23 protein-coding genes are annotated in these 19,083 nt (G+C 62.0%); 12 read left to right on the forward strand and 11 right to left on the reverse strand.

Translation table 11 applies throughout. From position 1 onward, the window contains the following. Positions 1-77: 77 nt before the first annotated feature. Genes hisF through hisB form a run of 7 tightly spaced genes read right to left on the reverse strand, consistent with a single transcriptional unit; the run spans position 78 to position 4,477 of the window. Positions 78-869, reverse strand: coding sequence for an imidazole glycerol phosphate synthase subunit HisF (gene hisF / locus EN807_RS02640; RefSeq protein ID WP_135933780.1), 792 nt, complete (start codon positions 867-869; stop codon positions 78-80). Next, complete coding sequence (locus EN807_RS02645) at positions 869-1,705, reverse strand: arginase family protein (protein WP_135933781.1); 837 nt, start codon at positions 1,703-1,705, stop codon at positions 869-871. Before EN807_RS02645 ends, hisF begins: the two co-directional genes overlap by 1 nt. Then, complete coding sequence (gene hisA, locus EN807_RS02650) at positions 1,702-2,451, reverse strand: 1-(5-phosphoribosyl)-5-[(5-phosphoribosylamino)methylideneamino]imidazole-4-carboxamide isomerase (protein ID WP_095517448.1); 750 nt, start codon at positions 2,449-2,451, stop codon at positions 1,702-1,704. The genes EN807_RS02645 and hisA overlap by 4 nt, the downstream gene beginning before the upstream one ends. 2 nt (positions 2,452-2,453) lie before the next feature. Then, a complete protein-coding gene (locus tag EN807_RS02655) occupies positions 2,454-2,744 on the reverse strand; it encodes a DUF1330 domain-containing protein (RefSeq protein ID WP_127314582.1) in 291 nt (96 codons plus the stop codon). A gap of 4 nt (positions 2,745-2,748) precedes the next feature. Further along, a complete protein-coding gene (gene hisH, locus EN807_RS02660) occupies positions 2,749-3,399 on the reverse strand; it encodes an imidazole glycerol phosphate synthase subunit HisH (RefSeq protein ID WP_127314583.1) in 651 nt (216 codons plus the stop codon). 1 nt (position 3,400) lies between these two features. Next, entirely contained in the window at positions 3,401-3,874 is a 474-nt protein-coding gene (locus tag EN807_RS02665) for a DUF2628 domain-containing protein (RefSeq protein WP_135933782.1), read from the reverse strand. 3 nt (positions 3,875-3,877) lie between these two features. Next, positions 3,878-4,477, reverse strand: a complete 600-nt coding sequence (hisB, locus tag EN807_RS02670; RefSeq protein ID WP_065011535.1) for an imidazoleglycerol-phosphate dehydratase HisB — start codon at positions 4,475-4,477, stop codon at positions 3,878-3,880. A gap of 224 nt (positions 4,478-4,701) precedes the next feature. Between hisB and hslV the strand changes: the two genes are divergently transcribed. The 7 genes from hslV to EN807_RS37355 all read left to right on the forward strand — a co-directional run bounded on the left by hslV (position 4,702) and on the right by EN807_RS37355 (position 10,280). Then, on the forward strand, positions 4,702-5,253 hold the full coding sequence (gene hslV / locus EN807_RS02675; protein ID WP_135933783.1) for an ATP-dependent protease subunit HslV: 552 nt from the start codon (positions 4,702-4,704) through the stop codon (positions 5,251-5,253). Between the two features lie 73 nt (positions 5,254-5,326). Next, the gene (locus tag EN807_RS02680; RefSeq protein ID WP_135933784.1) at positions 5,327-5,842 is read left to right on the forward strand and encodes a GNAT family N-acetyltransferase; all 516 of its coding nucleotides are present in this window, start codon (positions 5,327-5,329) and stop codon (positions 5,840-5,842) included. A 38-nt stretch (positions 5,843-5,880) separates the two neighbouring features. Next, positions 5,881-6,480, forward strand: a complete 600-nt coding sequence (locus EN807_RS02685; protein WP_135933785.1) for a DUF2585 domain-containing protein — start codon at positions 5,881-5,883, stop codon at positions 6,478-6,480. Between the two features lie 4 nt (positions 6,481-6,484). Then, positions 6,485-7,798 (forward strand): ATP-dependent protease ATPase subunit HslU, encoded by a 1,314-nt coding sequence (gene hslU, locus EN807_RS02690; RefSeq protein WP_135933786.1) that lies wholly within the window; start codon positions 6,485-6,487, stop codon positions 7,796-7,798. Between the two features lie 255 nt (positions 7,799-8,053). Beyond that, positions 8,054-9,013, forward strand: coding sequence for a DUF1402 family protein (locus EN807_RS02695; RefSeq protein WP_135933787.1), 960 nt, complete (start codon positions 8,054-8,056; stop codon positions 9,011-9,013). A gap of 566 nt (positions 9,014-9,579) precedes the next feature. Continuing rightward, positions 9,580-9,840: a DUF4437 domain-containing protein gene (locus EN807_RS02705; RefSeq protein WP_348640240.1), complete on the forward strand. Its 261-nt coding sequence runs from the start codon at positions 9,580-9,582 to the stop codon at positions 9,838-9,840. Positions 9,841-9,902: 62 nt separating this feature from the next. Continuing rightward, positions 9,903-10,280 carry an SDR family NAD(P)-dependent oxidoreductase gene (locus EN807_RS37355; protein ID WP_135933789.1) on the forward strand — a complete coding sequence of 126 codons (378 nt, stop codon included), beginning with the start codon at positions 9,903-9,905 and terminating at the stop codon, positions 10,278-10,280. A 400-nt stretch (positions 10,281-10,680) separates the two neighbouring features. On the opposite strand, the gene EN807_RS02720 is transcribed toward EN807_RS37355, so the two are convergent. From EN807_RS02720 to EN807_RS02730, 3 genes are all read right to left on the reverse strand, one after another. After that, positions 10,681-11,910: an FAD-dependent oxidoreductase gene (locus EN807_RS02720; RefSeq protein WP_135933790.1), complete on the reverse strand. Its 1,230-nt coding sequence runs from the start codon at positions 11,908-11,910 to the stop codon at positions 10,681-10,683. Between the two features lie 5 nt (positions 11,911-11,915). Further along, positions 11,916-12,230 carry a MocE family 2Fe-2S type ferredoxin gene (locus EN807_RS02725; protein ID WP_135933791.1) on the reverse strand — a complete coding sequence of 105 codons (315 nt, stop codon included), beginning with the start codon at positions 12,228-12,230 and terminating at the stop codon, positions 11,916-11,918. A 63-nt stretch (positions 12,231-12,293) separates the two neighbouring features. Then, positions 12,294-13,403, reverse strand: coding sequence for a fatty acid desaturase family protein (locus EN807_RS02730; RefSeq protein WP_189522327.1), 1,110 nt, complete (start codon positions 13,401-13,403; stop codon positions 12,294-12,296). A 172-nt stretch (positions 13,404-13,575) separates the two neighbouring features. On the opposite strand from EN807_RS02730, the gene EN807_RS02735 reads away from it, so the two are divergent. Then, on the forward strand, positions 13,576-14,607 hold the full coding sequence (locus EN807_RS02735; RefSeq protein WP_135933792.1) for a LacI family DNA-binding transcriptional regulator: 1,032 nt from the start codon (positions 13,576-13,578) through the stop codon (positions 14,605-14,607). Between the two features lie 81 nt (positions 14,608-14,688). On the opposite strand, the gene EN807_RS02740 is transcribed toward EN807_RS02735, so the two are convergent. Beyond that, positions 14,689-14,982: a hypothetical protein gene (locus tag EN807_RS02740; RefSeq protein ID WP_135933793.1), complete on the reverse strand. Its 294-nt coding sequence runs from the start codon at positions 14,980-14,982 to the stop codon at positions 14,689-14,691. On the opposite strand from EN807_RS02740, the gene EN807_RS02745 reads away from it, so the two are divergent. From EN807_RS02745 to iolG, 4 genes are all read left to right on the forward strand, one after another. After that, positions 14,982-15,923: a sugar ABC transporter substrate-binding protein gene (locus EN807_RS02745; protein WP_135933794.1), complete on the forward strand. Its 942-nt coding sequence runs from the start codon at positions 14,982-14,984 to the stop codon at positions 15,921-15,923. The genes EN807_RS02740 and EN807_RS02745 overlap by 1 nt on opposite strands. A 162-nt stretch (positions 15,924-16,085) precedes the next feature. After that, on the forward strand, positions 16,086-17,162 hold the full coding sequence (locus EN807_RS02750; RefSeq protein WP_065011676.1) for an ABC transporter permease: 1,077 nt from the start codon (positions 16,086-16,088) through the stop codon (positions 17,160-17,162). Positions 17,163-17,164: 2 nt separating this feature from the next. After that, positions 17,165-17,932, forward strand: a complete 768-nt coding sequence (locus tag EN807_RS02755; protein WP_135933795.1) for an ATP-binding cassette domain-containing protein — start codon at positions 17,165-17,167, stop codon at positions 17,930-17,932. A 129-nt stretch (positions 17,933-18,061) separates the two neighbouring features. Beyond that, the gene (iolG, locus tag EN807_RS02760; protein ID WP_135933796.1) at positions 18,062-19,063 is read left to right on the forward strand and encodes an inositol 2-dehydrogenase; all 1,002 of its coding nucleotides are present in this window, start codon (positions 18,062-18,064) and stop codon (positions 19,061-19,063) included. The last annotated feature ends 20 nt before the right edge of the window (positions 19,064-19,083 follow it).

Here is a 19,083-nt window from a genome sequence, read left to right on the forward strand (position 1 = left end):
TGCTTGTTTAAGCGTATCTTTTCCGAAAAGCGGTAGCCATTTTTCGCTGGCGCGGACCTTCGGTTCGGGATCATGCTTTAGAGCCGATCACCCGGGGAGTCCAGTCGCATCGGCAGGCCGGCGCGGGCCATATGCGCCTTGGCTTCGGCAATGCTGTAGGTGCCGAAATGGAAGATCGATGCCGCCAGCACCGCGCCGGCATGGCCGTCGCGAATGCCCTCGACCATGTGATCGAGCGTGCCGACGCCGCCGGAGGCGATGACCGGCGCACGCACGGCGTCGGCTACCGCGCGGGTGAGCGCGATGTCATAGCCGGCCTTGGTGCCGTCGCGGTCCATCGACGTCAGCAGGATCTCGCCGGCGCCGCGATCGACCATCTGCTGAGCGAATTCGACCGCGTCGATGCCGGTCTTTTCGCGGCCGCCATGGGTAAAAATCTCCCAGCGGTCGGCCTCGCCTTCGCCCGATATTTTCTTGGCATCGATGGCGATGACGATGCACTGGTTGCCGAATTTGTCAGCCGCCTCGGCGACGAAATCGGGATTCTTCACCGCCGCCGTATTGATCGATACCTTGTCGGCGCCGGCCAAAAGCAGCTTTCTTATGTCGGCGACCTGTCGCACGCCGCCGCCGACGGTCAGCGGCATGAAGCATTGCTCGGCGGTGCGGGCGACGATGTCGAAGATGGTTTCGCGATTTTCGGACGAAGCGGTGATGTCGAGGAAGCAGAGTTCGTCGGCGCCGGCGGCGTCATAGGCCTTGGCCGCCTCGACCGGATCGCCGGCATCGACCAAGTCGACGAAGTTGACGCCCTTGACGACGCGGCCGTTCTTGACGTCGAGACAGGGGATGACGCGGGCTTTCAGCATCAGATCCTCGCAAGCGCGGCAAGAAAATCGCCAAGCAATTGCCCAACGACAGGCGGAACCTCGCCCTTGGCGTCAAAGGCAGGATCGTAGGCGGACAGAGTGACGCCGACGATCGGGATCGACTTGGCCAGCCCGCAAACCAGTTGCCGCAGCTGCTCCGGATTTGGACCTCCCGGCCGTGCATAGCGGTTCACTTGCAGCACATCGGGATCGTGAACATCCAGATCCAGATGCAAATGCACTTGGGCCGCGCCGGCCGCCTTGAGCTTTCCGACATTGTCGAGTGCATCGGCCCAATGGGCGCGAATGATCGGCAACGTCTCCAGAAGCCGCCTTTCATCGGGATCGAGGTCGCGTGCATCGACCAGTACGCACCGCGACGGGTCGATCGCCTGGAAGCCGGGAATCGCTGACGTCATAGGGCGCCAGCAGAGCCCCAGCGTCGTCGCCAGCGCCATGCCGTCGAGAAAGCCGTAGGCGGACGTCTCGGGCGTGTTGAGATCGCCATGCTGATCGATCCAGATGATCGAATCAGCGGTATCGCCAGCCACCGCACCGGCGGCGGTCAGGCAATTTCCGGTGAGCACAATGGGAAAACGCTCATCGTCGCGCGCCATGTCGACCTTTGTGGCGACTGCCCGACAAACCGCGAAACCTGTCGCGATTTCGCGTTTCTGGGCATCGCCGACCTCGCCGATGTCCTCGACGACGACATCGTGGCCGCGAAAGGCAAGTTCATCGACGAGGCCGCCGGCAATGATGGCGTCGGGGCCCTGGCCACAGCCGGCATGATAAAGGCCGCTGTCATAGGGTGCGAGGATGATCGAGAGTTTCATCGCGCCCTCGCCTTCTCCGGTCCTGCCGCCAGGATCGCCAGTGCCTCGGCCGGATCGATACGCCCGTCATAAAGCGCGCGGCCGGAGATGGCACCTTCGAGTTTTTGCGCATCGGGCATGGTCATGCGCACGATGTCGGCGATCGAGGCAAGCCCCCCGGAGGCGATGACCGGGATTGAAACTGCTTCGGCGAGATCGATGGTGGCATCCCAGTTGATGCCGGTCAGCACACCGTCGCGGTCGATGTCGGTGTAGATGATGGCGGCGACGCCGGCACCCTCGAACTTCCTCGCCAGTTCGATGACGCCGAGGCTCGAGGCCTCGGCCCAGCCCTCGACCGCCACCTTGCCGCCCTTGGCGTCGATGCCGACGGCGATCTTGCCCGGGAACGCCTTGCAGGCCTGCCTGACCAGATCCGGATCGCGCACGGCCACCGTGCCGAGAATGATCCGGGCCAGCCCGCGATCGAGCCAGTCCTCGACCTGCGCCAGGGTGCGGATGCCGCCGCCGAGTTGCACCGGGTTTTTCGTCGCCTTGAGGATGGCGCCGACCGCCGCGCTGTTGACGCTCTGGCCTTTGAAGGCGCCGTTGAGGTCAACGACATGCAGCCATTCAAAGCCCTGTTGCTCGAAGGCCCTGGCCTGCGCGGCCGGGTCGTCATTGTAGATCGTCGCGGTCGCCATATCGCCGTGCTTCAGGCGCACGCACTTGCCGTCCTTGAGGTCGATGGCCGGGAACAGGATCACTTTCAGGCGCCCTCGACAATCGCGAAATGGCCGGTCGAAGCCGCCAGTCGATTCCGTAGTGCGGTCTGATAGGCCGGCGACTGGTAACAGTTCAGCGCTGTCTGATAAGAGTCGAACTCGACCACAACATGCCTGTCAAATTCCGATCCTTCTGGGTTTGTGACCTGTCCGCCGCGCACGAGATAGCGGCCGTCGTAGCGCGAAATGGCGTCACCGATGGCGTCACGGTAGCGCTGATAACCGTCGGGGTCAGTCACCGTGAGCATGACCACCCAGTAGCCTTTCCTATTCATGATCCTAGGGCCTCCAGCGCAGAAAATTAGTGATCAGCGCCAGGCCAAGCGCCTGGCTCTTTTCGGGATGAAACTGCGTGCCGGCGAGATTGCCGCTGACAACAGCGGCCGTCACCGGACCACCGTAGTCGGCAATCGCCAGCACCTCCTCCGGCTTCTGCGCGTCGAGATGGTAGGAATGAACGAAATAGGCGTGCAGTCCCTTGGCGCCGGTCGGAATGCCGGAAAACAGCGGATGCTTGCGCGTGAGCTCGATCGTGTTCCAGCCGATCTGCGGGATCTTCAGCGCAGGATCGGCCGGGGTGATCTCCTTGACGTCGCCGGCGATCCATCCAAAACCTTTTGTCACGGTCTTTTCCAGGCCCCGCTCCGACATCAGCTGCATGCCGACGCAGATGCCGAGGAATGGCCGCCCCTTGACGATCGCGACCTCCTCGACCGCTTCCCACATCCCGGCCACAGCGCGCAGCCCGGCCGCGCAATCGGCATAGGCGCCGACGCCGGGCAGGACGATGCGATCGGCGGTCCTGACACGCTCGGCATCGGCGGTCAGGTCGATCGCGGCGGCGATACCGGCTTCATGCGCGGCGCGCTCGAAGGCCTTGGTGGCTGAGCGCAGGTTGCCCGAGCCGTAGTCGATGATCGCGACCCGCATGTCAGGGTCGTCCCGGAGTGTGGTTCAACCCCAGCGCGATGCCCATATGCGTCGGCCGGGCATGGGCGGCGTCCGGAACGATGTGCGGCACTGGCGCTTGCTCGTCCGCTTGCGCTTCGGCTTCCAGCACATAGCGCGTATCGGCATCGTCGAGCCTGTTGGCTTCGACGACGCCCCATTCATGCCAGCCACGACGGCGCAGTGCGGCGATCCGCAAGGCCTGACCTTCCAGCCCGACATAGAGCGATACAAGCAGCGACAGCAGCGGGCCGGCCAGCCCAAGACTCAGCCCTTCGGCAATCATCGAAAGGAGAGCCATGGCGACAAACGCCAGTGCTGCCTCGATCCACAACCGGTGCCAGAGCAACCACAGCGGCGACACGAGGAAGCCGAGCCAGGAAAACCCATCCCGGACAAAGGTTACATCAGGCTTTTCGCCGCCGCCCGGCGGTTCCATCACGACATAGACGGCCATGGCCTATCCCTTCAGAGATCCCTTGGTGGAAGGAACCGCATCCGGCTGGCGCGGGTCGCTTTCAAGCGCGAAACGCAGCGCGCGCGCCACCGCCTTGAAGCAGGTCTCGGCGATGTGATGATTGTTGGCGCCGTAGTGGTTGGCGACATGCAGCGTGATGCCGGCATTCTGCGCCAGGGCCTGGAAGAATTCGCGCACCAGTTCGGTGTCGAACGTGCCGATCTTCGGCGACGAGAACGCAACGTTCCAGACAAGGAAAGGACGGCCGGAAACGTCGATCGCCGCGCGCGTCAGCGTCTCGTCCATGGCGAGATCGACCGAGGCATAGCGCATGATGCCACGCCGCTCGCCCAACGCCTTGGCCAGCGCCTGGCCGAGCGCGATGCCGGTGTCCTCGACCGTGTGGTGGTCGTCTATGTGCAGATCGCCCTTGGCCTTGACTGTCATGTCGATCAGCGAATGGCGCGACAGCTGGTCCAGCATGTGGTCGAAGAAGCCAACGCCCGTCGAAATATCGGATTTTCCCGAGCCGTCGACCTGGACCGACACGGATATGTCGGTCTCCCCAGTCTTGCGGCTGGCGTTGGCGGAACGGGGCGGCATGACCTCATCCTTGTCCAGAGTTCAGACGTTCCAAGCGTCCACGTGCTTGAAAACGAGAGCCTTCTAGCAGCATGATCCGGCGATTGCCAGTTGCCATGCCAGGGGATATCGAGCCTGGCGGGTGGCTGGTTTGCAATCATCGGACCTATGCATACATATGGTCGATCAAGTCACTCGTAACGCGCCAATCGCCTTTTGCGGACCGGTGCTGATCGGAGCAGAAGATGTCGAATGAACTGACCATGCACGCCACGACTATCGTGACGGTGCGCAAGGGCGGCAAGGTGGTGATTGCCGGCGACGGCCAGGTCAGTCTCGGCCAGACCATCATGAAGGGCAATGCCAAGAAGGTGCGCCGCATCGGCAAAAGCGGCAATGTCATTGCCGGTTTCGCCGGCGCCACCGCTGACGCCTTCACGCTTCTGGAGCGGCTGGAAGCCAAGCTCGAACAATATCCGGAGCAATTGACGCGGGCCTGCGTCGAACTCGCCAAGGATTGGCGCACCGACCGCTATCTGCGCCGGCTTGAAGCGATGATGCTGGTTGCGGACAAATCGGTTTCGCTGGCGCTGACCGGCACCGGCGACGTGCTCGAACCCGAACATGGCGTCATGGCCATCGGTTCGGGCGGCAATTACGCGCTGGCCGCGGCGCGCGCACTGATGGATTCCGACAAGGATGCCGAAGAAATCGCGCGAAAGGCGATGCAGATCGCATCCGACATTTGCGTCTACACCAACAATAGCTTCGTCATCGAAACGCTCGATGCCGGCTGAGCCGGCCGCTGGCCATGATCCCGAAAAGTGGAAACCGGTTTTTGCTTCGCTGACCTTCGGTTCGGAGAAGATCATGGCCAAACAAGAAAATAGATACGATTTTCGGCCGGTGACGGAGGCGGACCTGCCGATGATTGCGGCATGGCTGGCCGAGCCGCATGTCGCGGAGTGGTGGGATGATCCCGAGACGGAGATCGCCCAGATCCGCGAACACATCGACAGCATTTCCGTCGAACCGCTGATCATCGAGCTCGATGGCGAGCCGATCGGCTACATGCAGAGCTACGACCCGCATCTGGAGGAAGGCCATCCCTATAGCGACCAGCCGTTCGGTACGCTCGGCATAGATCTGTCGATCGGCAGGCCTGAGCTTATCGGATGCGGCCACGGCTCGGCAATTGTCCGGCAGTTCGTGGAACAGCTGTTCGAGGAAGGGGCGCCGCGTGTCATCATCGACCCGGATCCATCCAACGGACGAGCGATCCGCGCCTATGAAAAGGCCGGTTTCAGAGCTATCGATCGAAGGCAATCGGAATATGGCGACGCCGTGCTGATGGCAATCGACGCCGAAGAGGACGATATCGAATAAGGCGACGCCGAATAAAGCCGAAGAGGGGCAGTAACAGCATGAGCACAACCGGCGCCGACAAACCCGTCTCGGCCTACGAAGACAGCTGGCGGATGGGACTTCTGCTCGTCCTCGGCCTGATCATATTCCAGGCCGGAGTCCTTTCCGGCATGGGCCGAACCCCGATCTGCACGTGCGGCTATGTCAAGCTGTGGCACGGCATCGTGCAGAGTTCGGAGAATTCCCAGCATATTTCCGACTGGTACACATTCTCGCACCTCATCCACGGCTTCCTGTTCTATGCGCTGGCGTGGGCTCTGTTCCCGCGCTCGCCGATCGGGCTCAGGCTGGCGCTTGCGGTCGTCATTGAGGGCGGTTGGGAACTTCTCGAGAACAGCCCGGTGATCATCGAGCGCTATCGAGCCGGCACGATCTCGCTCGACTACTATGGCGACAGTATCATCAATTCGGTGGCGGACACACTGGCGATGGTGCTGGGATTTGTGATGGCGCGCAGGCTTCCTATATGGGTGATCGTGACCCTGGCCGTCATCTTCGAATTCGGTGTCGGCTACCTCATCCGGGACAATCTGACACTCAACGTGATCATGCTGCTGCATCCGTTCGAGTCCATCCGGCAGTGGCAAAGTGGAATTTAGGAATATGAGCACATTCTCGCCGCGCGAAATCGTTTCGGAACTCGATCGCTTCATCATCGGCCAGAAGGACGCCAAGCGCGCCGTGGCCATCGCCCTGCGCAACCGCTGGCGCCGCCAGCAGCTCGAAGGCCAGATGCGTGAAGAGGTGATGCCGAAGAACATCCTGATGATCGGCCCGACCGGCGTCGGCAAGACCGAGATCTCGCGCCGCCTGGCACGCCTTGCCGGTGCGCCGTTCGTCAAGGTCGAGGCGACCAAGTTCACCGAGGTCGGCTATGTCGGCCGCGACGTCGAGCAGATCATCCGCGATCTGGTCGAGATCGCCATCGGCCTGGTGCGCGAGAAGATGCGCGAGGATGTCAAGGCGCGGGCCCATATCAATGCCGAGGAACGTGTGCTGGAAGCGCTCGTCGGCAAGACGGCGAGCCCGGCCACGCGCGACAGTTTCCGCAAGAAGCTGCGCGACGGCGAGCTCGACGACAAGGAGATCGAGATCGAAGTGAGCGACACCGGCACTGGCGGCATGCCCGGCTTCGAGATCCCCGGCATGCCGGGCGCCAATATCGGCGTGTTGAACATCAACGACATGCTGTCGAAAGCGATGGGCGGCCAGAAGACCAAGACGCGCAAGACGACGGTGAAGGAATCGTACACGGTGCTGGTCGGCGACGAGTCCGACAAGCTGCTCGACCAGGACGAGGTGGTGCGTAGCGCGCTCGAATCGACCGAAAACGACGGCATCGTCTTCCTCGACGAGATCGACAAGATCGCCTCGCGGGAAGGCGGCATGGGCGCGGGTGTTTCCCGCGAAGGCGTGCAGCGCGACCTGCTGCCGCTTGTCGAAGGCACCACGGTGGCGACCAAATACGGACCGGTGAAGACCGACCACATCCTGTTCATCGCATCGGGTGCGTTTCACGTGGCCAAGCCGTCGGACCTGCTGCCGGAACTGCAGGGCCGACTGCCGATCCGCGTCGAGCTGCGTGCACTGGAGAAGGACGATTTCGTCCGCATCCTGACCGAGACCGAGGCCAGCCTGATCAAGCAGTACATCGCGCTGATGAAGACCGAGGGCGTCGATCTCGTCTTCACGGACGATGCCATCGATTCGCTGGCCGGCATTGCGGTCGATCTCAACGCCAGCGTCGAGAACATCGGCGCCAGGCGGCTGCAGACGGTCATGGAGCGGGTGCTGGACGAGATCTCCTATGACGCGCCGGACCGCCACGGCACGGCGGTGACCGTCGACGCCGCCTATGTGGAGAAGCACGTCGGCGACCTGTCCAGAAACACGGATTTGTCGCGTTTCATCCTGTAGCAGGCAATCCATCCCACAAGAAATGGGCCGGGGGAGCCGGCAAGTTCTGAAATGTGTGGCCAAATGGAAGCATCTGGCCAGCTTTTGTCTTGCCCGGCGCAGGGGCCCTCGACTCCACTTCCAGCTTTACCTAGTTTGCCCGGCAACTACAGCGCCGCGCATCAGTTGGGCGTGCAACGGGCGCTATACAGTTGGTTTTGCGCATGACCCCGAAAATCGATTCTGGGGGTCATGCGCTGTTGCAGGCGGCGGCGCATGAAAAAACTGATCCTCGTCATTCTCGGGCTGACGCTGGCGACAGCCATGTTCGCCGCCGAAGCGGCGACGATGGTGCCGCCGGGCAACAGTCATGCCCAGCAGCCCAACATACCGGGCGCCTCGAGCCGGCGCACCCAAGCCACCAACACCACCTTCCAGGCAAAATACAGCAAGGTCTATGCGCTGCTGCAGCACGACGCCGGTCTTCGCGGCAAGATCAGCCAGGCTGCGGCGACCTATGGCATCGACCCGATGCATATCGTCGGCGCCATCGTCGGCGAGCACACCTACAATGTCGACGCCTACGACCGGCTGCAGACCTACTACGTCAAGGCGATCTCCTATCTGTCGAGCAAGCTGTCCTTCGCCTATGAGGGCGAGGACATCACCGATTTCGTGCAGCGGCCGCAATTCCAGGAATGCGCCGGCAAATCGGACAGTTACGCGCTCTGGGAATGCCGCGAGCAGGTGTGGAACCAGTCTTTTCGCGGCAAGACTGTCGGCGGTGAGAGCTTCCCCGACGACCGCTTCGGCGCCACTTTCTTCCAGCCCTATTATGCCGGCCAGACTTTTGGCCTCGGTCAGCTCAATCCGCTGACGGCGTTGCAGATGAGCGATCTCGTGCACCAGGTTTCCGGTCTGCCGAAGCTCGACGTCGGCGATCCGAACGCGGTCTACAAGACCATCATGGATCCGGACCTGACATTGGATTATGTCGCAGCGACGATCCGGAAATCGATCGATGCCTACCAGAGCATTGCCGGCTTCGACATATCGGGCAATCCCGGCATCACATCGACGCTCTACAATGTCGGCAATCCGGAACAGCGTGCCCATGCGCTGAAGGCCGAGAACGACAGGCGCCGCGACGCGGGCGAACCGGAGAAGCTGCCCGAGGAAAATTACTATGGCTGGCTGGTCAACGACAAATTACCGGAGCTGAAGGCGCTGTTTTAGTTGTTAAATCCGACGCTTGGTACCTGACGACCACAGCCGCCCTGGGGTGGAGCCGCTGTTGGTGAGAGCCGATACGAGAGCGCAAATGCGCCAATAAGCGGACGACGCACTCGGCCAAGGAGCCTATTGCCCTTGATGCAATGCCCTTCATCCGCGCACTTAGGCTCGGGGTTCGCCCATCAGGTGCCTTCGGCGACGAAATGGAAGCGAATTCCTTTTTGGAATTGCAGGTCGATGCCCCAAGGCCGCGTTACCTCGGCGCGGCAGTAACTCGCCTCCGCCGGCCTGAGATCACGCAGAAATTGTCCAAGAAGGTCAATGACGGGATCGGCAGAATTGGATGATCGAGCATGCATCTCGGACGCAGTATCATTGTTGGTCCGGCATTCCACAACAGGCTTCTTCCTGCCACCAGTAGATTCGTGGCAACGTGGCAACGTTGAGGGAGATGTCAGTGCTTTTCCAAAGCTTGTGCGGCGATAGCGGCAGTTGTTATCCCGCCGTCTCAAACTTACGCCCTGGAGAATACATACTTGCCCGTTGAGAAGGTACCCTATTATGAGGAAATGCCTGACCAGCCCCACCGGCTGGGCCCCTTATGGGGCAAGCGCGATGTGGGTCCGGCCGGAACGCTGCTGAAAGTCCCGCGGGGATGGCAAGCACCCATACATGCACATTCGGCAGACTATCAGGGCGTTGTCATTGAGGGCACCTGGAGCCACTGGGTGCCGGAGACGGGTGAGGGCCGAGGCGTCGAACTGCAGCCCGGATCATATTGGACCCAGAAGGCAGACCAGATGCATGCCTGTCGGAAAAGCAGTGCGTGATCGTTCTTATCAACACTGAGCATTATTCCACTCTTTTCAAGAGCCGGTAGCTGGACATCAACATGGAGCGTGACCTGGACGGACAGAGGGTGGTTGTCGTCGGCGCGAGCTCGGGAATCGGGCATGCCGTCGCTTGGGAGGTGGCGGCCCGCGGCGCAGAGGTCGTTATTATGTCCCGCTCCATGGAGAAGCTCCAACGCGCGTCAGAAGGCATGCCGGGACATGTGCGGCTTCATGCAGCCGATATGCGCGATGCGGTTGGCGTCGCCAATGCCCTTGCCGATTACGACACAATTGACCATCTGGTCCTCACTGCAGTCGCCGACGAACTGGCGCGGGCAAAGCCGCTCGCCGATCTGACGGAAGAGGATGTCGAACGCAGCTGCGACAAGATGCGAGGTTACTTCACAGTCGTGCAGGCCGCAGCGCATCGCCTTTAGCCCACTGGCTCGATCGTGATGATGTGCGGCGCGGCGGCGGTCCGTCCTCCCGCTATGGGTCCTCCCTTCTTGCCGCTGAAGGTGCTTCCATTCCGGGTTTCGGCAAGGCGCTTGCCAGGGAGCTTTCACCCGTTCGCGTGACCGTGGTCATGGCAGGGCTCGTGGATACGCCTATAAAAAGCGCACGCCGTGAGCAAAGTGCCAAGTGGGCTGAAACCTCGCTGCCCGCTCGCCGCTTTGGACAGCCGGAAGATTTGGCAGATGCGATTATCTTCGCAATGCGACAGGTGGGATTCTGGTGGTGGATGGAGGCCTGCTGATTGCCTGACAAAGACCAGAGCGTGCCTTCGTCCGGGCGCGTTCCGTCATTCTTCCAGTAGCTCCGGGAATCCGCGGCGGCTCACGCCGCCAGCAGCGACTTCAGCTTGACTGTTTGCGAACCGAGCGCCTCAGGCGCCGGTTTTGCCCTTTTTGCGATCAGCATCTCGGCCAACCTTATGTCGCGGGCCACTGAATTGCCTGGGCCGATGCCGCTCGCAGCGACCAGCCTGCCGTCCTGCGCCAAATGGAACAGGATGAAGGCGCCATCGTCGAGGTCGCGGCGCACGACCTTGCTGCCCTCGTCCGACAGGCCTGATATCTGCAAGCTCAGGCCGTACTGATCCGACCAGAACCATGGCACCGCCGCGTGGGCCTCACCGGCGCCAAGCATGTTCCTGGCCGCAAGCGCGCCCTGCTCCTGCGCGTTGCGCCAGGCCTCCAGCCGCACGCGCCTGCCGCCATAGATGGCAAGCGGAAACGAGCAGCAATCGCCGGCGGCGAAAATGTCCGGATCGCTGGTACGAAGCTCGGCATCGGCTGCTATGCCGTTGTCGATCGTCAGCCCCGCTTCGGCGGCAAGTCCGGTCACCGGCACAGCGCCGATGCCGATCACTGCCAGGTCGGCGAGGATTTCCTGTCCGCCGGCAAGCGCGATGCGCACCTCGGCGCCGTCGTCGGCGATCGCCGCGATGCCGTCGCCGCACAGGATCTTGACGCCTTCGGCTTCATGCGCCTCTTGGATGATTTTGGCGATCTCGGCCGGCACGCCGCGCATCAGGATCCGCGGCTGCGCCTCGATGACGGTAACCGTGGCCCCCAGCCTGCGTGCCGCGGCGGCGAGCTCAAGACCGATGAAGCCGCCGCCGACGATGGCGATGCGGTTTCCTGCGCTGAGATGCGCGCGAATGGCCAACGCGTCGTTGAAGGTCCGGAGGTAGACGCAGCGCGCGCCAAGCCCCGGCATCGGCAGCTTACGCGGGGTTGAGCCGGTCGCCAGCAAGAGTTTGTCGTAAGGCAGGACCGAACCGTCCGACAGGTGCACGACGTGCGCCGCGCGGTCGATCGCCATCGCCTGAACCGAATGGATATGCCTGATCGATCTTTCGGACAAGATCTCATCGCTGGCGATCGCCTTGATTGAGGGCGCATCGCTGGCCATCGCGTCTTTCGACAGCGGCGGCCGCTCATAGGGCAGATGCGGCTCGTCGCCGACCAGCGTCACCGGCCCGTCATAGCCGAGATCGCGCAGCGCCAAGGCAGCCCGTCCACCGCATTCGCCGGCACCGATGATGACCATCCCCTTCGTCATCACCGTCACCCGATCTGAATGAGGATTTTGCCGGCGTCGACCTTGACCCGATAAGTCCTGAGATTGACGCAGACCGGCGCGCCCCTGGCGGCCCCGGTCTTGTAGTTGAAGCGGCCATTGTGCTTCGGGCATTCGATGATGTCGTCCATCACCAGCCCGTCGGCCAGATGCACCTTCTCATGTGTGCAAAGACCATCCGTCGCGAAATATTCGTCGTCGGGGCTGCGATAGATGGCGAAGGTGCGGCCGTCATGGTCGAACCGCATCACGTCCTCTTCGTCGATGTCTCCGGCATCACAGGCCTCGACCCAGTCGCTCATCAGTCCTCCCGGCGGTTTTTGCTTGGTCACTTTGCCCGGCATGTTGCCTGGCATGGGCGCATATCATTCCGCTGCTGCCGCGACAGCATCGTTGTCGTTGTGGAATTCCTCGCGATAAGGCTTCGCAGTCGGCGGCAGCGCGCGCTTGAGGAAATAGTCGTCATTGCGCAGCTGGCGCAGGAAGGCCGGGACCATCTCGCGATAGCCGGCAAGGATCGACGGCGTCGGCGCCGGCAGATCGTGCTTGATCAGCTCGTGCAGCCTGGGCAGCGCGTGATAAGGCACCATCGGGAACATGTGGTGCTCCACATGGTAGTTCATGTTCCAGTAGATGAAGCGGCTGATCGGGTTCATGTAGACGGTGCGGCTGTTGAGACGATGGTCGATGACATTTTCGGCAAGGCCGCCATGCTGCAGCAGGCCGGTCATGACATGATGCCAGGCGCCGTAAAGCCGGGGCAGACTGACCAGCATCAAGGGCAGGAACGACCCGCTATAAAGCGCCAGCGCGATGGTCGCGGCATAGATCGTCGTCCAGATGCGGGCAATGCGGATCGCCTTTGGCTGCTCCTGCTCGGGGATGAAGGTCTTTTCCGCCGGGCTGATGATGCCGGCCGCATTGCGCACCATGTCGCTCATGGCATGCCAGGCATCGACAATGCCGAAGAAATTGAGCACGACGCGCAACAGGTCCGGTGGGCGCATCACCGCGATCTCCGGATCGCGGCCGACAATGATCGTATCGGTGTGGTGCCGCGTGTGGCTCCAGCGCCAGGTCACCGGGTTGCGCATGATCATGAAGCAGGCGATCTGATAGATCACGTCATTCATCCACTGCGTCCTGAACGCGGTGCCGTGACCGCATTCGTGCCAGCGTGAATCGGTGGAAGAGCCGTAAAGGACGCCATAGACGAAGAAGAACGGGACGCACCACCACGTGCCCCAGAACCAGGCGCCGCCCGCGCCGCTCAGGATCAGGGCGCCAAGCCAGATGATGGTGTCGCGGATCGCCGGCCCGTCAGAGCGTTGCATCAGCTCCTTCATCTGCTTGCGGGGTACGTCGGTATGATACCATTCAGCCGCCGCCAGCCCGGTCTCGACGGCGAGCTTCGCGTCGCGGCCGAGTATGCTGTAATCACGCCGGGACGGTGCTGCGTCCAACATTGCGTCCATGAGAGTGCCTCCACCAGCGTCCTGCAATCCGCCCGGTCGATGACCAGGCCGTGGTCGCAGGCCTCGAAGCTTAGAAGTAACGCCAAGCCATGATAGGCTCAATATCACAAAGATGGTTTCTATCATTTCCCATCAGAATGATGTAAGCTGATTTGGAAGCGGAGAGACAGCCATGGCAAAACGGCCGACCATCACCGATCTGGCGCGCACCTCCGGCGTCAGCGTCGCCACCGTCGACCGGGTGCTGAACAACCGCCTGCCGGTGCGCGAGGAAACCGCGCGCCGCGTCTATGAGGCCGCCACCAGCATCGGCTACCACGCCGCCGGGCTGATCAAGCAGCGGATGCGCCAGGAACTGCCGGAATATCGGCTCGGCTTTCTGCTGCTGAGGGGCAATGATGTTTTCTACAGTGATTTCGCGCGGGAACTCGAACTGGCGGTGTCGCAATCGCAGCGCTTCCGCGGCGTCGCAACCATCGATTTCGCCAGTTCTCTGGCCCCCGACGAGATCGCCGCCCAGATGCGCAAGCTGGCGGCGAAATCCAGGGCGGTCGCCCTTGTCGGTCCGGACCATCCGACGCTGACGGCAGCCGTCGAGACCCTGAAGGCAAGGGGGCAACCCGTCTTCTCCCTGCTATCCGACTTTGCCGCCGGCATCCGCGAGGGCTATGTCGGCCTCGACAACCGCAAGGTCGGTCGTACCGCGGCCTGGATGATCGCCAGGGCGGCGAGGAAGCCTGGCAAGGTAGCGCTTTTTGTCGGCAGCCATCGCTTCCATGGCCATGAGCTACGCGAGATCGGCTTCAGATCATTTTTCCGCGAGCATGCGCCGGAATTCACGGTGATGGAGACGCTGGTCAACCTGGAAGCCAACCAGGTGACCCATGATGCGATGATCGATCTTCTGGCGCGGTATGCGGATCTTGCCGGCTGCTACGTCGCCGGCGGCGGTATGGAAGGCGCGGTTTCCGCGCTCAGGGCAGCGAGGCCCGAAAATATGCCGGTGGTCGTTTGCAATGAGATCAACGCCGAGTCGCGCGCGGCGCTCGCCGACAACATCCTGACCATGGTGATTTCGACGCCGCTGGCAGCACTATGCCGCGAGCTTGTCGATCTGATGGCGCACGCCATCGAGGCAGGCGCTGCCAACGCGCCGGGCCAGACCTTCCTGCCCTTCGACATCTATCTGCCGGAAAACATCTAGATACGGGCAAATCATCTGGGCTCAGCCAATGGATCCAGGTTCAGATCGGGCACCACGATGCATCGGCAATGATGTGAACCATCAGCCTGATGGATTCTTGCAGAAGATTTGCCGGCCCTCAGCCGCGTTGAAAATCCGCCATCCGCTTTCGGAATCTCCTTGACGCCCGCAGGCGGAATGGAATAAATATTTCACCAGATAGGTATTTTGGTTCTTTCGTTCCGGAACATCTGTTTCAACGGAGGGCTTGGCGTTCCAGCCAACGCGGAAATCGCCATCGGGAACGGAGTGGCAATCGGGAGAGATTCCCTGGGCGATCGGGGATTCCGGGTAGATCGGTGCAGCCGGACACCAATTCTGGGAGGAGAAATGCAATGAAGAAACTGCTGTTGGGCGCCGCATTCCTGGCGCTGATGAGCTCGTCCGCCCTCGCTGCCAAAATCGGCGTGTCGATGGCGCTGTTCGACGACAATTTTCTTACCGTGCTGCGCAACGGCATGATCGAGCAGGCCAAGGGCATGGACGGCGTGGAGCTGCAGGTCGAGGACGCGCAGAACGACGTCGCCAAGCAGCTCGACCAGATCAAGAACTTCGTCGCCTCGGGCGTCGACGCAATCATCGTCAATCCGGTCGACACCTCGGCCACCCAGGCAATGTCTGACGCCGCGGCTGCGGCCAATGTTCCGCTGGTCTATGTCAACCGCGAGCCGGTCAATGTCGACACGCTGCCCGACAACCAGGCCTTCGTCGCCTCGAACGAGGTCGAGTCAGGCACTCTCGAAACCCAGGAAGTCTGCCGCCTGTTCAAGGAAGCCGGCAAGACCGAAGCCAATGTCTACGTGATCATGGGCGAGCTGTCGAACCAGGCCGCGGTGCAGCGCACCAAGGACATTGACGATGTAATCGCCACTCCGGAATGCAGCTTCATCAAGATCATCGACAAGCAGACGTCGAACTGGAAACGCGAGGAAGCGCAGAACCTGATGACCAACTGGCTGTCGACCGGCACGCAGTTCGATGGCGTCATCGCCAACAATGACGAAAGCGCCATCGGTGCGATCCAGGCGATGAAGGCTGCCAACATCGACATGAAGTCGGTTGTCGTCGGCGGCGTGGACGCCACTCAGGACGCGCTTGCCGCGATGCAGGCGGGCGACCTCGACGTCACCGTGTTCCAGGATGCGGCCGGCCAGGGTGCCGGGGCGCTGGACGCGGCACTCAAGCTTTCCAACGGCGAGGCGGTTGAACAGAAGGTCTACATCCCGTTCCAGCTGGTCACGCCGGCAAACATCGACAAGTTCCTGCAGAAGAACTGAGGCAGAGGACCGTTTTTTCGATAGGGAGCGGCGGCAGAGCATCGGACCGGTTTTGGGAAGTCCGATGTTCGAAGAACAAAAAAAGCAGCGCCGCTCCTCTTTCCGCTCATCGCCGTAGACAGGCGGCGGGAGGGCGACTGCGGCTGATGGAGGAATCAAAGTTTGGCACAGACAACCCATGGCGTCGGCGGACTCAGCTATGATGCGAAGAAGCGCACATGGCCTGCCGAATTCAACGTTTTCCTGGCGCTCATCATCCTGGTCGGCGCCTTCGAGCTGATAGGCCGCGTCTTTCTTGGCGACAGCTTCCTGTTCAACACCCGCGCCAATGTCGATACGATCTTCAACGAGGCGCGCCTGCAGATCATCATCCTGCAGGTGTCGATCGTCGGCATCATCGCCATCGGCGTGACGCAGGTGATCATTTCCGGCGGCATCGATCTTTCCTCTGGTTCGGTCGTCGGCGCCACGGCGATGATCGCGATGAGCTTCGCCCAGGTGGCGACGGTCAACGGCAACCCTAACCCCAAGGCGATGTTCATCGAGCAGGGCTGGACGGACCTGCCGGTGATCGTGCCGGTGCTCGTCGCGATCGGCTGCGGCCTGCTGGCGGGCCTGATCAACGGCACGCTGGTCGCCTACACCCGCATTCCGCCGTTCATCGCCACCCTCGGCATGATGGTCACCGCGCGCGGCGTCGCCAAATGGTGGTCCAAGGGGCAGCCGATCTCGTTTCCCACCGAAAGTTTCGCCGCCATCGGCAAGGGGCTGATGCCGGTCATCATCTTCATATCGCTGGCGATTTTGTTCCAGCTGATCCTGTCGTACACCAGGTACGGCAAGCACTGTTATGCCATCGGCTCCAACGAGGACGCCGCCCGCATGTCCGGCATAAATGTCCAGAACCACAAGATCCTCGTCTTCGTCATTGCCGGCATCCTCGCCTCGCTCGCCGCCGTGGTGCTGAGCTCCAAGAACCTCACCGCTCAGGCCGGCATGGGCGTGATGTACGAACTGGACGCGATCGCCATGGCGGTCATCGGCGGCGTATCGCTGTCTGGCGGCCGAGGCTCGATCATCGGAACGGTGATCGGTGCGCTGATCTTCGGCGTCATCATCTCCGGCTTCACCTTCCTGCGCCTCGACGCCTACTACCAGGAGATGGTCAAGGGTGTGATCATCATCGGCGCAGTCGTTCTCGACCAGTGGCGCCAGCGCCTGCGGGCAATGAGGGCTTGACCATGTCAGACATCGTCCTGAAGACCGAAAACCTGACCAAATACTATGGCGGCGTGCATGCGCTCGAAGGCGCGAACTTCGAACTGCGCAAGGGCGAGCATGTCGCCATCATGGGCGACAACGGCGCCGGCAAATCGACCTTCGTGCGCCAGATCACGGCCGTCGAGCAGCGCACCAGCGGCAAGGTCTGGTTCGACGGCAAGGAAGTGAACTTCGCCGGCCCGATCGCAGCGCGCGAGGCGGGCATCGAAACAGTGTTCCAGAACCTTGCGCTCGCCGACGATCTCGACGTGCCGTCGAACCTGTTTCTCGGCCGCGAAAAGGTGCTTTTCAATCTCGGGCCTTTCTCGATCCTCGATCGCAAGTTCATGCGTAAGGCGACCGAGGCAGCGCTGATCCGCACGGCGGTCAAGATTCCCAACCTTTCCAACACCATCCGCCACATGTCGGGCGGCCAGCGCCAGTGCGTGGCAATCGCCAGAACCGCGACTTTTGCGTCCAAGCTCATCATCATGGACGAGCCGACGGCAGCACTTGGCGTGCAGGAGACGCTGCAGGTCGAAAACATCATCCGCACGCTGAAAGCCAATGGCGAGCCGCTGATCCTGATCAGTCACAACATGCGCCAGGTGTTTGATCTGGTCGACCGCATCGTCGTCTTCCGACGCGGCCGCATCGTCGCCAATCTGCGCAAGCGGGACACCGATGGCAACGACGTCGTCTCATACATCACCGGCGCCAAGACCGGGGAGGCAGAACTTGCGGCTTAAGGCGAATGCCGGCGCGGCGGGTCATCGGCCCGTCGCCGAGCAACCGCAATAAGAAAATCTACTGCGCCTTGCCGTGAACGGTGCAGTAAAGACGCACTTCCATTTCGAACAATCCTAAAAGGAAATCCCATGTCTCTCCGCTTCGCTCTTCTCGGTGCAGGCCGCATCGGCAAGGTCCACGCCCGTGCCGTCGGTTCCAATCCGCAGGCCAGACTGGTCGCAGTTGCCGATGCCTTCGAGAAGGCGGCGACGGAGCTGGCGTCGGCCTATGGCGCGGAAGTACGCACTATCGAGGCCATCGAAAAAGCCGGGGATATTGATGCGGTCATCATCTGCACGCCGACCGACACCCATGCCGATCTGATTGAGCGGTTCGCCAAGGCCGGCAAGGCGATCTTCTGCGAGAAGCCGATCGACCTCGACGCCGGCAGAGTGGAAGAATGCCTGGCCGTGGTCGACAAGGCCGGCGCCACTTTGATGGTCGGCTTCAACCGCCGCTTCGATCCGCATTTCGCCGCCGTGCGCAAGGCGATCGACGACGGCGCCATCGGCACCGTCGAGATGGTGACCATCACGTCGCGCGATCCCGGCCCGCCGCCGCTCGACTATATCGGCCGCTCGGGCGGCATCTTCCGCGACATGACCATTCATGATTTCGACATGGCGCGCTTCATGCTCGGCGAGGAGCCGGTGGCGGTCAGCGCCCATGCCTCGGTGCTGGTCGACAGACAAATCGGCGAGGCCGGCGATTTCGACAGTGTCAGCGTCATCCTCGAAACCGCCTCCGGCAAGCAGTGCATCATCTCAAATTCGCGGCGCGCCACTTATGGCTACGACCAGCGCATTGAGGTGCATGGCTCGAAAGGCATGGTTGCGGCCGAGAACCAGCGGCCGGTGTCGATCGAACTGGCTAATGAGAAGGGCTATACGCGCCCGCCGCTGCACGACTTCTTCATGACCCGCTATCTCGACGCCTACGCCAACGAAGTCGCCGCCTTCATCGCGGCGGCGACGTCAGGCAAGAAGGCGGCGCCGAGCGGCAAGGACGGGCTCGTCGCGCTGAGGCTGGCGGACGCGGCGCTGAAATCGGCCAAAGAAGGCAAGACCGTCCGCCTCGACAAAACCAACTGAGCAACACCAGGCACAGGAGC

Origin of the sequence: Mesorhizobium sp. M5C.F.Ca.ET.164.01.1.1, assembly GCF_004792125.1 — a bacterium.
Classification (GTDB): domain Bacteria; phylum Pseudomonadota; class Alphaproteobacteria; order Rhizobiales; family Rhizobiaceae; genus Mesorhizobium; species Mesorhizobium wenxiniae.

Bases quoted from the DNA above. Each gene is read 5' to 3' on its own strand.
- EN807_RS02755 (WP_135933795.1), top strand. From the start codon at position 17,165: ATGTCAGACATCGTCCTGAAGACCGAAAACCTGACCAAATACTATGGC.
- hisB (WP_065011535.1), bottom strand. From the start codon at position 4,477: ATGCCGCCCCGTTCCGCCAACGCCAGCCGCAAGACTGGGGAGACCGAC.
- hslU (WP_135933786.1), top strand. From the start codon at position 6,485: ATGAGCACATTCTCGCCGCGCGAAATCGTTTCGGAACTCGATCGCTTC.
- EN807_RS02730 (WP_189522327.1), bottom strand. From the start codon at position 13,403: ATGGACGCAATGTTGGACGCAGCACCGTCCCGGCGTGATTACAGCATA.
- EN807_RS02725 (WP_135933791.1), bottom strand. From the start codon at position 12,230: ATGAGCGACTGGGTCGAGGCCTGTGATGCCGGAGACATCGACGAAGAG.
- hisF (WP_135933780.1), bottom strand. From the start codon at position 869: ATGCTGAAAGCCCGCGTCATCCCCTGTCTCGACGTCAAGAACGGCCGC.
- EN807_RS02680 (WP_135933784.1), top strand. From the start codon at position 5,327: ATGGCCAAACAAGAAAATAGATACGATTTTCGGCCGGTGACGGAGGCG.
- EN807_RS02705 (WP_348640240.1), top strand. From the start codon at position 9,580: ATGCCTGACCAGCCCCACCGGCTGGGCCCCTTATGGGGCAAGCGCGAT.
- EN807_RS02745 (WP_135933794.1), top strand. From the start codon at position 14,982: ATGAAGAAACTGCTGTTGGGCGCCGCATTCCTGGCGCTGATGAGCTCG.
- hisH (WP_127314583.1), bottom strand. From the start codon at position 3,399: ATGCGGGTCGCGATCATCGACTACGGCTCGGGCAACCTGCGCTCAGCC.
- EN807_RS02655 (WP_127314582.1), bottom strand. From the start codon at position 2,744: ATGAATAGGAAAGGCTACTGGGTGGTCATGCTCACGGTGACTGACCCC.
- EN807_RS02645 (WP_135933781.1), bottom strand. From the start codon at position 1,705: ATGAAACTCTCGATCATCCTCGCACCCTATGACAGCGGCCTTTATCAT.
- iolG (WP_135933796.1), top strand. From the start codon at position 18,062: ATGTCTCTCCGCTTCGCTCTTCTCGGTGCAGGCCGCATCGGCAAGGTC.
- EN807_RS02735 (WP_135933792.1), top strand. From the start codon at position 13,576: ATGGCAAAACGGCCGACCATCACCGATCTGGCGCGCACCTCCGGCGTC.
- EN807_RS02695 (WP_135933787.1), top strand. From the start codon at position 8,054: ATGAAAAAACTGATCCTCGTCATTCTCGGGCTGACGCTGGCGACAGCC.
- EN807_RS02685 (WP_135933785.1), top strand. From the start codon at position 5,881: ATGAGCACAACCGGCGCCGACAAACCCGTCTCGGCCTACGAAGACAGC.
- hslV (WP_135933783.1), top strand. From the start codon at position 4,702: ATGTCGAATGAACTGACCATGCACGCCACGACTATCGTGACGGTGCGC.
- EN807_RS02665 (WP_135933782.1), bottom strand. From the start codon at position 3,874: ATGGCCGTCTATGTCGTGATGGAACCGCCGGGCGGCGGCGAAAAGCCT.
- EN807_RS37355 (WP_135933789.1), top strand. From the start codon at position 9,903: ATGGAGCGTGACCTGGACGGACAGAGGGTGGTTGTCGTCGGCGCGAGC.
- EN807_RS02720 (WP_135933790.1), bottom strand. From the start codon at position 11,910: ATGACGAAGGGGATGGTCATCATCGGTGCCGGCGAATGCGGTGGACGG.